We start from the raw sequence: 15868 nt of genomic DNA, 5'->3' as shown, positions 1-15868 counted from the left end.
TGAACTTGGCGGATAATTACGCGAATTTCTCAAAAATAGTCTTTTTCGCGCCGCACACCGGACATTTTTCCGGAGCGGAACCCAACTCGATATAGCCGCATACCGAACATAGATAAAATTCACTGACATCAAGATCAACGCCTTTTTTTACCGCTTCAAGCGCCTGAGCGTAGATTTTAGCATGCACCGCCTCAGCGTCGACGGCAAATTTAAACATGGTTTTTGCCTTATGTCCATCGGCGACAGCCAATTCAACCATCGGCGGATACATCTCGGTAAACTCGTAGGTTTCCCCGTCGATGGCGGCCTGAAGATTTTCCGCCGTGGTGGCAATCATATCCAAGGCTTTGAGGTGGCCTTCGGCGTGGATGCGCTCCGCTTCGGCCGTGGTCCGGAATAATTTGGCGATGTTGGCGAATCCGTCCTTTTCCGCTTTTTTGGCAAAAGCCCGATATTTCTGATTGGCCTGACTTTCACCGGCAAAGGCTTCTTTGAGATTGTCTTTTGTTGTGGGCATGGCTTTTCTCCTGTTCTTTAATTGATTGTCGCCTCTCTTTGAAGCAACGCATAAAAAGCATTGTCCTCAAAAATCAGCCTTTCCTCTTAATCCATTGAATAGACGAATCTATTCGACCATTCTTGCACCAATTGGAGGATGATACCCTATATCTTTATGACAAGCAAGCTTAAATAAGAATAAAAACCATTTGATACTTATTATCACGGGTGGCTAATTTTTGCGGGAACCAAACACCAATTTGCCCCCCATATGCCCGGCCAAACCCACAGCAGTCACCAGCACTAATGAGAGCAGGAGAAAGATCCATCGTCCCGTCGAAGTTGTGGTGACGATATCTGGGCGCACTATCCGCCAAACCGAAAGGACGCACAATAACAGAACCGTCACTATTGAGGCGCCTATCTTGATTTTAAATGTGGTGGTCATGGCGCCTCTATACCGCTTTTGCCACACCTCATAGCCGGTAAACACGACGATCGGCATGGTTATCAACACAAAAACAAAACTGTAGAGAGCCGCAGTTTCAAAGAGGGGAAAACCCAGAAATGCCGTTATAAGCAAAAAAATAAGTGCCATCGGCAAGATGCCGTTGGGCGTGTGCACCATGATCGGATGGAGATGATGTTTGAGGATCTGTTCCGAAGCAACGTGATACACCGTGGCAAGGAATGTCGTTTTTTCCTCGGCCTTTGACGCCGACGCCGGTGTTGCCGTCGACTCCGAGGATGACGCGGCTTCTTCGGTTATCTCCACAAACATGCTTTTGTCGGCGGCGCACACCGGACACTCATCCGGAGGCTCTTCTCCTTCGTGAACATAACCACAAACCGTGCATTCCCATTTTCTCATCGCTTACCTCCGTAAAATATAAAGAAAGGAATCGACGACGGCCAAGAAACGAGCAGAAGCTCGCCGCCGCCTGCCGAGTGTTCGGTTATCTCACCTCTGCATCAGAAAATAGCCAACGGGTCGTTCGCATTTTGCGGTGCTTTGTTTTTTATCTGGATTCCTTTTTCAGATTTCGTTGAAACAACTCTCGAACGGCGTCTTCGCATTTTTTGTCGTGATACAGAACTTGATGCACCTGTTCCAGTATCGGCATCTCGACTTGCAGTTGCTGAGCCAAAGCGTAGCACGATTTGGTGGTTTTCACGCCTTCAGCCACCATTTTCATTTCACTGAGAGCCTGTTCCAGGGTTAAACCTGATCCCAATTTCAAACCAACGGTGCGATTTCGACTCAAATTGCCGGTGCAGGTAAGAACCAGGTCACCCATGCCGCCCAAGCCGGCAAAGGTCTGCGGCTGGCCGCCCAGCGCCACACCCATGCGGGTTATCTCGGCCAAACCCCTGGTCATCAGGGCGGCGCGGGTGTTGAGCCCATACCCCAACCCATCGCAGATTCCCGCTGCTATGGCAATGACGTTTTTCATCGCGCCGCTGATCTCAAGGCCAACAACGTCGTCGGAGGTATAAACGCGGAAGTAATCTGTGGAAAATAGGCGTTGAACCGTCTCAGCCGCCTCGGCGTCGGCAAAAGACACCGTCACCGCCGTGGGTTGACGATCCGCCACCTCAGCCGCAAAGCTCGGACCGCTCAAGACGCCCAAATGAAGACGTTTCGGGGTGGAATTCTCCTCCCACATGACGCCGGTCATGGTCAGGCCGCTGTCGATCTCAATGCCTTTAACGGCGGAGACAACAAGCGCATCCTCTTTGAGCAGTGGATAAAGTTGCCGATACACCGCGCGATAGCCGTGGGAAGGCACCACCATGACCACGCATTCGGCTCCGTCTACAGCCTCGGCAAGGTTGCCGGTAACGTCCAAGACATCGGGAAAGCCATGACCCGGCTGGTATCTTTTATTTTCCCGATCTTGAGCCAACTGGTGAATATGATCCACGTCTCGGTCCCAGAGAACAACCGGAAGACCCTTTCGCGCCAACAGCAAGGCTAAGGCTGTGCCCCAGCTGCCGGCGCCTATCATGGCAATTTTATTCTTCATCATACTCCCCCTCAATGATGTCGTCCTCAAGGTCCACTCCTTCTTCGCGGGCAAGCATGGACATGTCGACCACCATTTCCCCTTCTTCCAGATTGATCAAACGCACGCCCTGGGTGTTGCGGCCGATGATGCGAAGAGTGTCCATCGGCATGCGGATGATCTTGCCGGAGTTGGCGATGAGCATCACCTGATCCTCGTCAACCACTGGCAAGACGCCAACGACATTGCCGTTACGTTCGCTGGTTTTAATAGTGAACACGCCCTTGCCGCCGCGACTTTGCAGTTTGTACTCAGACACAGCAGTGCGTTTGCCGTAACCGTTTTCAGTGACGGTGAGAATGGAATCATCGCTTTTCAAGACCGCCACACCCACCACCACGTCGTCCTCGCCCAGGGATATACCTTTGACGCCGGCGGCAAGACGCCCCATGGCGCGGACGTTGGATTCGTGGAAATGGATCGACAACCCTTTCTTGGTGACCAAAAATATTTCATCGTCGCCCGAGGTGATCGCGGCGGTGAGAATTTCATCGTCGTCACGGATGGTTAAACCAAACTTTCCTTTGCGCATCGGCCGTTTGTATTCGGATATAAAAGTCTTCTTCACCCGGCCGAGCTTGGTGACGGTGAGCACCGAAAGCGTGTCGTCCATATTGGCCAAATCAGCCACCGGTAAAACGGCTGCCACCTTTTCCTGATCGCCCAACTCAAGCAGATTGACAATCGCCTTGCCTCGCGCAGTCCGGCCGGCCAATGGCAATTCATAGACCTTGCGCCAGAAAACCCGTCCTTTGTTGGTGAAAAAGAGGAAAGTGTCCAGCGAAGAGGCGGTGTAAAGACTGGAGACAAAGTCGTCGTCCAGGGTGACCATGCCTTTAATGCCTTTGCCGCCCCGACGCTGCGCCCGATACAGATTCATCGGATTGCGCTTGATGTAGCCAGTGTGGGAGATGGTGACCACCATTTCCTCAGGCGTAATCATGTCTTCAGGCAAAATTTCGTCGGGTGCGTCGATAATTTCAGTGCGACGCCCATCGCCGTAATCCTCGCGAATCTTCGCAAACTCTTCGCGAATGATCTCCAGCACTAGGTTGTCGTCGTTCAATACCTGTTGCAGCCAGTTGATTTTTTCGATTATTTCTTGGTAATCACTGACAATTTTATCTCGCTCTAGGCCAGTGAGACGTTGCAGACGCATATCGAGGATAGTTTGCGCCTGAATCTCGGAAAGCTCAAAGCGTTGCATCAAACCTTCTTTTGCCACCGCCGGATTGGCCGATCCCCTGATCAACTCCACCACCTCGTCAAGATGGGTGATGGCTATTTTCAACCCTTCGAGGATATGGGCCCGTTCCTCGGCCTTGCGCAGTTCAAAGGCGGTTCTCCGGTACACCACTGTTTTCCGATGGGCCAGGAAGTGTTGCAGAATCTGCTTAATATTGAGAATTTCCGGCTTGTTGTTGACGATGCAGAGCAAGATGATGCCAAAACTTTTCTGCAACGGCGTCATTTTATACAACTGGTTGATGACGATGTCTGCGATTTCATCTTTGCGCAGATCCAACACCACCCGCACCCCGTGCCGGTCCGATTCGTCGCGGATTTCGCTGATCGAGGTGATCCGTTTTTCCTTGACCAGCAGGGCTATTTTTTCCACCAGGGAGGCTTTGTTCTGCTGAAAGGGGATTTCGGTGATAATGATCGATTCCCCGTGGGCTCCGCGCTGCTCAATATGGGTTTTGGAGCGCATGATAATGACGCCGCGACCGGTTTCGTAGGCTTCTCGGATTCCAGCTCGGCCACAGATAAAACCACCGGTTGGGAAATCAGGTCCGGTAATGATTTCCATCAACTGATGCACGGTGATGTCCGGGTTTTCCATTAACGCGATCAGTCCGTCAATAACCTCGGTGATATTGTGCGGCGGAATTTTGGTGGCCATACCCACCGCAATGCCTTCCGAACCGTTGATGAGGATATTGGGGATCTTGGAAGGGAGAACCGCCGGTTCCTGCAGGGAGTTGTCGTAGTTGGGAACAAAATCGACGGTTTCCTTTTCCAGATCAGCCACCAGTTCCTGATCCAACCGGGTCATGCGGGCTTCAGTGTACCGCATGGCCGCCGCTGAATCGCCGTCCATCGAACCGAAGTTGCCCTGGCCGTCCACCAAAGGGTAGCGCATCGAAAAATCCTGGGCCATGCGCACCAAGGTGTCATAGGCGGCGGTGTCGCCGTGGGGATGATACTTACCAATTACATCACCGACGATGCGGGCCGATTTGATGTAGGGCCGGTTATAGGTGTTGCCCAATTCGCGCATGGCAAACAGGGTGCGGCGATGCACCGGCTTCAAACCGTCGCGGACATCGGGCAAGGCCCTGCCGATAATCACCGACATGGCGTAATCCAGGTAGGATTTGCGCAACTCCTTGGATATGGCTATGGTTGGTTGTTGACCACTTTCTACTGATTGTTCCGTCATTGTAAATTCCTGATTGACTCTAACTTAAAGGGAGCGAGGCTGTTGCTTGATTGACGGTCACTCGTCAGATATCAAGATCAGCCACTTCGAGGGCGTGATTCTGTATGAATTCCCGCCGCGGTTCGACCTTGTCTCCCATGAGCGTCGTAAACATGTCGTCGGTGACTTCAACGTCATCAATCTTTACCTGAACCAAGGTGCGGTTGCTTGGGTTCATAGTGGTGTCCCACAACTGTTCCGGGTTCATTTCACCAAGACCCTTGTACCGCTGAAGATGACTGCCTTTAAACGTTTCCTCGCGCACCAGTTCGATCAAACTGTGCCAGTTTTCAGCCGTCACCACTGTTTCCTGTCCGGAGGCGCCGGTTCTTGTTAAGTGAAAGGAAGTGGTCAGATATTGTTTGAGGGTCTTATACAGTTCCAGCGCATGCCGGAATTCGTTGATCAGAGGAATATTGGGACCAAGCACAGCCGCCATATGCGATTGACCGGCGAAAGTGACGTCAAACTCAAAACAGGCCGGTCGCCAAACGCAGGAACGGATAACGCCAATCTGGGACGCCTTGTCTTTGATTTGTTCGGCCAATCGCTCGACAAAACCTCGATCTTCGAACTGCAGAGCGGAGTGTACATTGTTTTCCAGCAAGAACATGGTCATGGATTCTTTAATATTCAAACGCTCCAGATACGCGACAACCCGCTCAAAGGCGGAAAGCTTGCGCAAGACGTTGACCATTTCATCTTCAGCAATCACAACGTCCGCATCGGTTTGGATGCGCATCAACTGGCTGGCCTGGGAATACAGGTAGGCGTTGAGTTCTTCGTCATTGAGGAAGTACTGTTCTTTCTTGCCCCTCCCCAGTCGATACAAGGGCGGCTGGCCGATGTAGACATGCCCGTTTTCAATGAGCGGCAACATCTGTCGATAGAAAAAGGTCAGCAACAGGGTTCGGATATGGGCTCCGTCGACGTCGGCGTCGGTCATGATGATTACCTTATGATACCGCAGTTTTTCCAGATCAAATTCTTCAGAACCAATGCCGGTCCCCAGGGAGGCCACCAACTGTTTAATTTCCTCTGAACCTAAAATTTTGTCAAAACGGGCTTTCTCCACATTCATAATTTTACCGCGTAACGGTAAAATAGCCTGAATGGCCCGATCCCGACCCTGTTTGGCAGAACCACCCGCCGAATCACCCTCGACGATGAACAATTCGCGATCAGCCGGATTTTTACTCTGACACTCAGCCAGTTTTCCCGCCATGAGCACCGAGAGGCTGCCTTTTTTGCGCGAAAGATCACGCGCTTTGCGGGCCGCGTCCCGCGCTCGGGCCGCCTCGACCGCCTTACTCAAAATACCCCGCGCCACCGCTGGATTTTGCTCCAGATAGGCCCCGAGTTTTTCACTGCACAAGGATTCGACGATGGACTTTACTTCGGAGTTGCCCAATTTTGTTTTGGTCTGTCCCTCAAATTGCGGATTAGGGACGCGCACTGATATGACGCAGGTCAATCCCTCGCGGACATCGTCGCCGCCCATCTTTTCCTTGAGATTTTTCGGAACCACGTCGTCGCTGGCATAGCGGTTGATGCATTTAGTCAGCGCCGCCCGAAAACCGGCCACATGCGAACCGCCTTCACGGGTGTTGATATTGTTGACAAAGGAAAACAACCGCTCGGAATATCCATCGAAATACTGCAGACAAATGTCCACCTGCACGCCGTCGCGCTCGCCGGAGATGAGAATCGGTTCTGGATGAACGCAGGTCCGGTTGCGGTTGAGATACCCTACGTAAGAGATTATGCCGCCGTCGAAATGATAGTTATCCTCAGCGCCGTCACGTTCATCTTTGAGAATTATTTCTATGTTTTTATTAAGAAAAGCCAACTCGCGCATCCGGTTTTTGACTATCTCGTACTGAAAAACCGTGGTTTCGGTAAAAATGTCCGGATCCGGCTGAAAATAGATGCTCGTCCCGGTCTCTTCACTTGTTCCAATTTCCTGCAAGTCGCAGGTGCGGATCCCATACTCGTATGTTTGACGATAAATTTTACCGTTGCGCTGCACCTGAGCAATGGTGTGGACGCTCAGGGCATTGACCACCGACACGCCCACGCCGTGAAGACCGCCGGATACCTTGTAGCTCGAATGATCGAACTTGCCGCCTGCATGCAGGGTGGTCATAACAAGTTCCAACGCGGACATGTTTTCTGTGGGATGCTTGTCCACAGGAATGCCGCGACCATTGTCTTTGACGGTAACAGAGTTGTCCTCGTGAATGACAATACTAATTTTATTGCAATGTCCCGCTAAAGCCTCATCAATGGAGTTGTCCACCACCTCATAAATAAGATGATGCAGTCCCTCAACACCGGTGTTTCCGATGTACATGGAAGGTCTTTTTCGCACGGCTTCCAGTCCATCAAGGACCTTGATCTGTTCAGCTCCATACGATGTATTGGTTAAATCACTCACTTTTTTCCTTCTTTATAAAAATTTAAAGGTAGTTATGAAATAATGAAACATATCAATATGTTTTTAACTACCAAATATAACTCAAAACAATATACATTTAAAAATTTATATTTATTACAATTTCATCGGCATAATAATACTTAAAAAACCGATGTCGTCATCAGAGGTTATCATACAAGGGCTTTCCTGAGTGTTGATACTTGCAGTGACCGTGTCTCCTTCCATGACTTGAAGACTTTCGATAAAATATCGACAATTAAATCCAAGTGACAGCGGTTCTCCAGTGTATTCGACATCTATTTCATCTTTTGCTGAACCAAAATCTGCATTTTGCGAGGTCAAAATCATTTTGTTGTCAGCTATATCAATTTTAATCGCATGAAAGAGGTCTTCTGTAAAAAGATTGATTCTTTTTAAACTTTCAAGAAATCGGGTTCTTTCAATTTGAATAGAATTATCTTTTGATAATATATTGAGCAATCCTTGAAAATCAGGAAAATCTCCTTCCATAAGTCGAATAATAAGCAACGCATCGTCAGTTTTCAAAACAGCTTGCTTTTCCTCAATCCCAAAAAACAAACTCGTTTTGTTGTCGCAAAATTTGCGTATTTCCTGAACACCTCTTCGCGGAATCAAGGTTCTGTCGTTCATTCGCAACGCATCGAGGGTTTCGTCGACTTCCCTGCTCATAATGGTTAAACGATGTCCATCAGAGGAAATCATTTTGAAAATCAATTTATCGTCTTTCTTTTCTTTCTGCAGCATAGCCGCAGTCAGGGTGAACATATTTTCCTTGTCCTGAGCAATCGAAAAAATGGTTTTATCGACCAGATCCACCATGATGGAACAATCCATAGCCACCATGGCGCTTTCATCGTATGCGGGAAATTGAGGAAATTCATCGGCCAACATTCCAGCCAAGCGGTAGAGGCTGGGTCCAGCGGTTATTTCCACCCAATTGTTTTCCAATTCTTTGAATGAAATGATGGAAGAACCTGTTTCTCTGGCTATTTCAAAAAGTTTTTTTGCCGGAAGGGTTAATATGCCTGTTTCAACAACCTCCGCCGGGACAATTTGCTTGAGACCTATTTCCATATCGGTTCCGGTGAAAACGACGCGGTTAGGTTCCACTTCAATAAGAACGTTCGCCAAAATGGCAAAGGTTCCTTTTTTACTCGTTATATTCTGCTGAGCCCCTATGGCTCGAAGTAAATCGTCTCTGCCTATATTAAACTGGAAGGCCATAATAACTATCCTTTATTTATAGAGTATTTGTTGTTGATGTTATGGCTGTTGATATGTTTGTATCGCTTATAACAATCTGTATTTTATATATATTTTATGTTAAAAGCGCTGTGTGCAGGTTTGTTGGTTTGTCTTGAAAAGAGGCTGTTCAGCGGCCTTTGTGGCTTTTCAACATTCTCTGCCACAGGTTTTTAACAGTGTTTTTAACAAGTTGTTAATCAATCAAAAATACTCGAAAAGAGACGAAAGATCAAACAAATTGTTTGATGCAAGAGGCTGTAAAATAATGAAAAATCAATTAAATAAAAAGCTTTTCGAGGTGTGTCGGCAAGGCCTTGAACAAGGGGTGTTTTGCGGGGTGGCGGCAGGCGTGAGTGTGCTGCATAAAACCACTAGTCATCGCGGACGGTTCTGCGGCGGTTCGACTCGGATGGGACCCGAAGGTCAAGCGGTAACCACTAAAACCCTGTTTGATTTGGCCTCATTAACCAAGCCGCTGTGCACGACCTTATGCACGCTTGATCTTATAAAAAAAGGCCTGCTGCAATGGAACAAATGTCCTCTAGGGGTGCTGGATGGCTTACTCCCCAAAGACAAACGACAGATAAGCCTCCACCATATTTTGAATCACTCTTCGGGGTTGCCTGCGTATAAGCCTTTTTTTAAGGAATTTTCGCCCCAACTGTTGTCCGGAGCCAAAGAATCGTTGATAAACAAAGCTCTTCAGGAACCGCTGGAATATGGCGCTGGTGAACGGTGTATGTACAGCGATCTTGGTTTTATTCTCTTGGGGGTGGTACTTGAAAAAACATCAGGGTTTCGACTCGACCGGCTTTTTGAAAATGTCGTCGCCGCTCCCCTGCAACTCTCCCATCAAATGTGCTTTTTACCCATTGATGAACCTTTGACGAGGGCTTTAGACTCTATCGCCGCCACGGAACAATGCCCCTGGCGAAAAAAATTAATGCACGGAGAGGTACACGATGAGCACAGTTGGCTCATGGGCGGGGTTGCGGGGCACGCTGGTCTGTTTGGAACAATTGAAGGGGTTATGACCCTGTGCGAATATCTTTTGGATGTATGGAAAGGTCGAATAGATAGGCCAAGTATTGCAACCGCGCTGCTCAACAAAGCCTTGACCAGCAAACACCCAAAAGAGAGTTGGCTATTGGGATTTGATTCGCCGTCGCCAGGGCAATCGAGTAGCGGCCGATATTTCTCACCGCAGAGTGTTGGCCATCTGGGGTTCAGCGGAACATCGTTTTGGATTGATCCTGAAAAGGAAACCGTTGTGGTCTTATTGACCAATAGAATTCATCCCACGCGGGACAACACACTCATACGGGCGTTCAGGCCCTATTTCCACGATTGCGTCATGGAAACAATTCTTAACGCAAAATAAAAACCCCCTGTCATTCAGCAATGACAGGGGGTTCGCAGTGTAATGCGCAGCGGTTAAAAAAGCCTTACCACCAGCAAACTGTCTTATCGTTGGCAAAAATTTTCTGAACCAAGGTGTCGTAATTCGGCTCGCCCATGTACAATTTGAATTCATCGGCGGTACGGTCACGGTTGAGAATTTCAACCAGTTTTTTTACGTCCTCGGTGGGTTCTGACTTGTATACCTGCAATATTTTCATTGTATCACCATTCCTCGTATTCTCTTGTTATTCGCTACAAGCACCTGGAGGCTCGTGGGATTGTTTGGGAAGACCGTAGGGAATAATAAAATCGGCTTCTCTCATTGCCTCGCCAAGCTCTTCCAAGGAAATATTGGCAATCTCGGTTCCCTCCGGCAGATCGGTGGGAGCCTCGGCGCCGCAGCTGTACACCTGGCCTTCCATATCGGAAATCCAAGCGATGTTTTCAGCCATGTAGTTAGACATGCGCGGAAATTCTCCGTTCATGATAACAGGAAAGGCGTAGTGGTTTTCTACGGCGAGGCCCAAACCGGAACGGATACCGTCATTGTATACACGGTTGGCGATCAGGATGTAAACTTTCAATGATTCCATTTCCGTATCTCCTTACATCACGATATACTTGGCGCATTCGTCAAGAATGGCGCCGTGGAAAGCTTGGGTCCGCATCTGCTTGTCGATCAGGCCGCGAGGGATGTCGTTGACGTTGTCAAATCCTTCGCAAATATAACTGTCCGCGCAGATGGCAATGTTTTCAACGGCGCACAGTTGGGTCAACTCGACAAAAAGAGGATTTTTGGTCAGGTGGATGGATTTGTATGTAAAGAAAACCATTACCGTTTTGCCAGCGCGAACCGCAGCCTTGGCGATGCCAAGGATATGACGCATGTGCTGGGGCGAGGTAACAAAAATTCCGAGTTTGTTTGGATCAGCAGCCATTGGCTTTTTCCTCCTTCAAAAGGACTGTAAAGATGGAATGATCATCCTTTCTTAATAAAAAAGCTAATGTAACCAGCTTCTTCCTTCTCTCCAAGATATTCGTGACCAGCGCGTTCGCACCAACCTGGAATATCGTTTCTGGAACCCGGATCGGTGCCCTGGATGTGGAGAATCTGACCGGCGCTGATCTTGCCGATCTCTTTTTTGGTGCGGAGGAGCGGCATGGGGCAGCTTAAACCTCTTGCATCCAGAACTACGGCAACAGCCAAACCTTCAGGCGCTACTTTAACGTCACTCATTGTTGTTCTCCTTAAGAAAATACTTTTTTAAAAAGACCATTTTATACATGAAAAAAGGACGATTTAGTTTATAGATAAAAGGGTGGGTTGTCAAGATAGAAACAAAAATTGAATAAGGATTCAGTAATGAGGATAGAATCATTTTTTTATCCAACAAAAACAAATTATTGAATCGTTTTTTTTAAATGTTCACTTGTATTGACAAATATCGAGGGCAAAGGTATTTTTGCTGAATTTTAGTAAAATAAACCTATTTTTAGAAGTTTGAGTCTGGCGTCGTTATCAAAAAAAGGGAAAGGAGGCTGTTCGGAAATGGAAGACATTAAGGTTTTTTGGCAAAAAATTAAGCACTTATATAAAGTGCTCTGTCAGGAGGAGTGGAATCCCGTCATCACCGGCATTATCGTTGCCCTGTTGAGCATTCTTATCATGGCTTGGTGGCGTCCTTGGGGCGCGGTTGGCGCCATTCGCAACTGGGGCGACTGGATGCTCTGGCAGGCCGGCATTTTCAATGGCGATCTGGCGGAATTGGTTGGTTTCGTCAACGAAGACGGCGACAAGATTCTCACTAAATCGATGCTGTTTAACACCGGTTCGGTTATCGGTCTTGGCTTTATCGGCGGCGCTTTTATTTCCGCCTGTCTCGGCGGTCAGTTTGCGTTCCGTTTTCCCCCGATCCGCGAGTACGTCAAGGCCATTATAGCCGGTATTCTCATGGGCATCGGCGCGGCGCTGGCCGGCGGTTGCAACGTCGGCGGCATGTACAACGCCATCGGCAATCTTGCCGCCAATGGTTTTGCCATGTGGGTTGGTCTGGTTCCTGGCGTTTTACTGGGACTTTGGCTGCTGTACAAGGAAATGGAGCTCATCAGCTGGGGCGGCGGCGGTTCCTGGACGCTGAATATCCCGTACCCTATCCAATGGATTTTGGGCGTTGCCGGCGTGGTTGGTCTTATCTGGTGCGCCAATTATTACGCCAATTTTGACGGCGACGATTATGTGGAATACATCTCCTCGCTTTCCGGCATCGTATTGATAGCGGCTGGTCTCGGCTACACCATGCAGCGCGGCCGCTGGTGCATGATTCAGGGTTTCCGTGAACCGCATATGACCGGCGACTGCAAAATGGCCAAATCCGTGGCCTTGTCCATCGTCATAGTCGCCGTTGGCGCCGCAGTGCTGAAATATAGCGTGGCCACCCGCATCGGCGGCGAGCCGGTGCTTGATCCGATGAACTACGTGCGCGGCACCTTTGGCTGGGGCGGCGTAGTGGGCGGCTTCATCTTCGGCCTTGGCGCGATGCTGGCCGGCGGTTGCGGATCCGGCGCTTTGTGGCGGGTTGGCGAAGGCCAGATCAAACTTTGGGTTGCGGTGCCGTTTTTCTCGCTCTCCAACTCCTTGGTGTCGGCATGGTTCCAAGCCTATGATTTTGAAGGCAAAGGCTATCTGGGCAGCTACGTCTATCTGCCCGACGCCATGGGCTACGGGTACACCATGGCCTTGATCATTGGTTTTTGCACCCTTTGGTATCTGGTGGTGACCTGGAACGAGGACACCAACAAACTGTTGCTGCCGATGTAATCGTTTTTTAACAACGGCGACAGGGCGGCATCCAACGGGTGCCGCCCTTTTTTTTGCAGAGGCTCCTCCATGACAGAAAACCAGGCTGCAGAGCGGCAACTGTTGCGTCGTCAATGTTTGGCGGCACGCGCTCTGTTGTCGCCGACAGAGCGCGCCGCTTTGAGCCGGCAGATTGTTGACTCGGTGATGCGTTTGCCTGTTTTTCAGGAGAAAAACAGCGTTTTTATCTACTGCAGCTACCAGAGCGAGGTGGAAACCTGGGATTTGATTCGTCGTTGCCTGGCGGCGGGTAAAACCGTCTGCGTGCCCCTGACTCAACCTGCACAGTCCCGGATGTCGGCGGTGGTGATAACCAACCCTGCCCTTGACCTGATTCCCGGCTATAAAGGGATTCCCGAGCCCGATTTCGCCGCCCCGCTCCGTTTCCTGCCGCCCTCGCAGATCGAAGCGGCGGTGATTCCCGGCGCTGTTTTTGATCGCGCCGGCAACCGACTGGGGTACGGCGGCGGCTATTATGATCGCTTTCTCTCTGGCGCCGCCGCTCAAGCCCTGCGCATCGGTCTGGCTTTTTCCCGACAAGTGGCGGATCACCTTCCCGCTCTCCCCCACGACGTGCCCATGGATGTATTAGTCACGGAACAGGAAGTGTTTTCCTGGCCCAGAGCCCGCGCAACCTAACAAGCAGTTTCATCGCCTCTGCAGACACGCCCAATAGGATATTCAACCCAGGTTGTCAGAGCCAGAGCCCTCAAGGAGATCGACCGATGTGCCCATCCACCCCATTTTCCCTCGACCATGAACCAATTGCAGTCCTTCCCGTCGGGAATATTGCCATTAGCCAATGGCCCTTCTCTCTTCCTCAAGGACATCACGCCCAACAATGACCTCGCCTCCCCCCACGCCGCGCGCCACCGCCGTTGACATCCTTTGCCTCTGGGCCACCACCCACAATTCGATTGATCTCCTGTTTCACTCCGCCATCGAAGGGTTGGCCGACATTGACCGCGGCCTGGTGAAAACCCTGGTCTACGGCGTGCTACGGCAAAAGGAACACCTTGACCACATCATCCGCACCTTTTCCAAGCATCCGCTGCGGAAAATGAAGCCGCGCACCCTGATGACCCTGCGGATCGGGGTCTATCAACTGCTGTTTCTCAACCGCATCCCGGAATCGGCGGCGGTCAACGCTACGGTCAACACCCTTAAAGCCGCTGGTCAACCCGCCTGGCTGATCGGCTTTGCCAACGGCATCCTCCGCGCCATCGCCAGGGGCCGAGCCACTCTGCCTAGCCCCGAGCAGACGGCGGCCGCCAGCCCGCCGATCCTCAATCACCCGGCCTGGCTGATCGAGCGTTGGCAGGCGGCATTCGGCGCGGAAACGGCACGGGCGATCTGCATCAGCAACAACGTTGAGCCACCCCTCACCCTGCGGGTCAATAGTCGCCGCTCCAGTCGTGCAGCCCTCAAGGCCCTGATGGAAAAGACCGGAATCGTTGTCCGCAACGGCCGCTTCAGCCCCTTGAGTCTGATCGTCGAAACCTTCCCGGGCTCCATCGCCGGCCTGCCCGGTTATGAGCAAGGGAATTTTCAGGTCCAGGACGAGGCGGCGCAACTGGCCACACCACTTGTCGGTCCGTTGCCCGCCCGCTGTCGGGTGCTCGACGGTTGCGCCGGTTTGGGCGGCAAGACCTCGCACCTGGCCGAAATGCTGCCGCCGGACGGCGGCATTGTTGCTGTGGAGCCTGACGCGCGCCGTTCCCGCCTGCTGGGAGAAAACCTGCGCCGGCTGGGACACAACGATGCGGTCCAAGCGGTGCGCTCTGATCTGCGGGCCTTTGCCGCCACCCGGCCCCAGCCCTTTGACGCTGTTTTGATCGACGCCCCCTGTTCGGGCACCGGCGTTATCCGGCGCCAGCCCGACATCCGTTGGAACCGTCAACCCGAGGAGCTGGCGACGTACCAGCAGACCCAGACCCACCTGCTGGAGATCGCCGCCGGTCTGCTCAAACCGGGCGGCATTCTCGTCTACGCCACCTGTTCGCTGGAGCCTGAGGAAAACAGCGAGGTGGTCCGTCTTTTTCTGGAACGCTGCCCGCTCTTTTCGGTTGAGGGAACGGCTCCCTTGCTGCCGGAGTCTGCCCGGCGGCTGGCCGATGCGTCTGGATTTTTCCGTCCCAACCCGGCCGACGGGCTGGACGGCTTTTTCGCCGCCCGCCTGGTTCGTTGCCGCAACTTGTAGTTTCCGCAGACAGTGTTTATATTCGCAGGCCATATGCACCCCCCACAACAATCTGCTAGGAGAAACCGACAATGGCTGGAATAAAATCAACCATGGATCTGGTGATGGAGCGCGCCGCCCGCATGGGAATGGCCACTCCGGACGAGATGCGCCACGAGGAAAGCCTGAAAAAAGGCATGCAACTGACCGCCGAGTACCTCAACGGCGGCAAGGCCACCCTCGTCGAAATCCTCCGCGAGCAGGACCCGTCCCAGCAGGAATCGGTCCGCAAGGGCATGCTGGCCTCGCTGCTGCGCAACCTCTTTCTGCCCCGCGACGAAGACGGCGTCAAACGGATCGAACAGGCCGTCAAAGGCGTGGTCGAACTCAATCAGGGAACCCCGGATATTGCCGCTCTTTGCCAGGAATTACAGACCATTGCCTCCCAGTACGGGCAGCATCGCAAGCAGTTGTATGAGCAGCTCAAGGAGCAGATGCGAATGCAGATCGAACAGATGCTGCTCCGTAAAGGGATGAAGGCCGACAGCATGAAGATCGATCCCACCATGGAACCCCAGTTCAAGGAGCAGTGGAACCGACTGGAGGCCGACATCGACGCGCAGTACGGTCAGGCCATGGAGCAATTCAAGGCCCAACTCAAGGACTGGACCGGAGCCTGATC

General features: G+C 51.4%; 15 protein-coding genes. 5 read left to right on the top strand and 10 right to left on the bottom strand.

Going from position 1 to position 15868, the window contains the following annotated elements:
* Positions 1-16: 16 nt before the first annotated feature.
* The 6 genes from RCH93_RS02275 to dnaN form a co-directional block, all read right to left on the bottom strand.
* Positions 17-517: a rubrerythrin family protein gene (locus RCH93_RS02275; protein ID WP_306546689.1), complete on the bottom strand. Its 501-nt coding sequence runs from the start codon at positions 515-517 to the stop codon at positions 17-19.
* A gap of 213 nt (positions 518-730) precedes the next feature.
* Positions 731-1369, bottom strand: a complete 639-nt coding sequence (locus tag RCH93_RS02270; RefSeq protein WP_306546688.1) for a rubredoxin-like domain-containing protein — start codon at positions 1367-1369, stop codon at positions 731-733.
* A gap of 148 nt (positions 1370-1517) precedes the next feature.
* Positions 1518-2525 (bottom strand): NAD(P)H-dependent glycerol-3-phosphate dehydrogenase, encoded by a 1008-nt coding sequence (locus RCH93_RS02265; protein ID WP_373693244.1) that lies wholly within the window; start codon positions 2523-2525, stop codon positions 1518-1520.
* On the bottom strand, positions 2515-5007 hold the full coding sequence (gene gyrA / locus RCH93_RS02260; RefSeq protein WP_306546686.1) for a DNA gyrase subunit A: 2493 nt from the start codon (positions 5005-5007) through the stop codon (positions 2515-2517). Before gyrA ends, RCH93_RS02265 begins: the two co-directional genes overlap by 11 nt.
* 64 nt (positions 5008-5071) lie before the next feature.
* Entirely contained in the window at positions 5072-7483 is a 2412-nt protein-coding gene (gene gyrB / locus RCH93_RS02255) for a DNA topoisomerase (ATP-hydrolyzing) subunit B (RefSeq protein WP_306546685.1), read from the bottom strand.
* 114 nt (positions 7484-7597) lie between these two features.
* On the bottom strand, positions 7598-8728 hold the full coding sequence (gene dnaN / locus RCH93_RS02250; RefSeq protein ID WP_306546684.1) for a DNA polymerase III subunit beta: 1131 nt from the start codon (positions 8726-8728) through the stop codon (positions 7598-7600).
* Between the two features lie 286 nt (positions 8729-9014).
* On the opposite strand from dnaN, the gene RCH93_RS02245 reads away from it, so the two are divergent.
* The gene (locus tag RCH93_RS02245; protein WP_306546683.1) at positions 9015-10130 is read left to right on the top strand and encodes a serine hydrolase; all 1116 of its coding nucleotides are present in this window, start codon (positions 9015-9017) and stop codon (positions 10128-10130) included.
* 64 nt (positions 10131-10194) lie between these two features.
* Here RCH93_RS02245 and RCH93_RS02240 read toward each other — a convergent pair whose 3' ends face one another.
* From RCH93_RS02240 to RCH93_RS02225, 4 genes are read right to left on the bottom strand one after another with little or no spacing between them, the layout of a single operon-like run.
* Entirely contained in the window at positions 10195-10368 is a 174-nt protein-coding gene (locus RCH93_RS02240; RefSeq protein WP_306546682.1) for a hypothetical protein, read from the bottom strand.
* Positions 10369-10395: 27 nt separating this feature from the next.
* Entirely contained in the window at positions 10396-10743 is a 348-nt protein-coding gene (locus RCH93_RS02235; protein WP_306546681.1) for a hypothetical protein, read from the bottom strand.
* Positions 10744-10755: 12 nt separating this feature from the next.
* Complete coding sequence (locus tag RCH93_RS02230) at positions 10756-11088, bottom strand: hypothetical protein (RefSeq protein ID WP_306546680.1); 333 nt, start codon at positions 11086-11088, stop codon at positions 10756-10758.
* A 41-nt stretch (positions 11089-11129) separates the two neighbouring features.
* Positions 11130-11387, bottom strand: coding sequence for a sulfurtransferase TusA family protein (locus RCH93_RS02225; RefSeq protein WP_306546679.1), 258 nt, complete (start codon positions 11385-11387; stop codon positions 11130-11132).
* Positions 11388-11699: 312 nt separating this feature from the next.
* On the opposite strand from RCH93_RS02225, the gene RCH93_RS02220 reads away from it, so the two are divergent.
* The 4 genes from RCH93_RS02220 (at position 11700) to RCH93_RS02205 (ending at position 15866) form a co-directional block, all read left to right on the top strand.
* The gene (locus RCH93_RS02220; RefSeq protein ID WP_306546678.1) at positions 11700-12968 is read left to right on the top strand and encodes a YeeE/YedE thiosulfate transporter family protein; all 1269 of its coding nucleotides are present in this window, start codon (positions 11700-11702) and stop codon (positions 12966-12968) included.
* A gap of 69 nt (positions 12969-13037) precedes the next feature.
* A complete protein-coding gene (locus tag RCH93_RS02215; RefSeq protein ID WP_306546676.1) occupies positions 13038-13646 on the top strand; it encodes a 5-formyltetrahydrofolate cyclo-ligase in 609 nt (202 codons plus the stop codon).
* Between the two features lie 202 nt (positions 13647-13848).
* Positions 13849-15207, top strand: coding sequence for a 16S rRNA (cytosine(967)-C(5))-methyltransferase RsmB (rsmB, locus tag RCH93_RS02210; protein WP_306546674.1), 1359 nt, complete (start codon positions 13849-13851; stop codon positions 15205-15207).
* Between the two features lie 71 nt (positions 15208-15278).
* Entirely contained in the window at positions 15279-15866 is a 588-nt protein-coding gene (locus RCH93_RS02205) for a DUF6657 family protein (RefSeq protein WP_306546672.1), read from the top strand.
* Positions 15867-15868: the final 2 nt, after the last annotated feature.

It is taken from the genome of Desulfobulbus sp. (assembly GCF_030824455.1).
In the GTDB taxonomy this organism is placed as follows: Bacteria; Desulfobacterota; Desulfobulbia; order Desulfobulbales; family Desulfobulbaceae; genus Desulfobulbus.
Note: the sequence above shows the minus strand (reverse complement) of the source record. Positions and strands in the feature narration are given on the sequence as shown.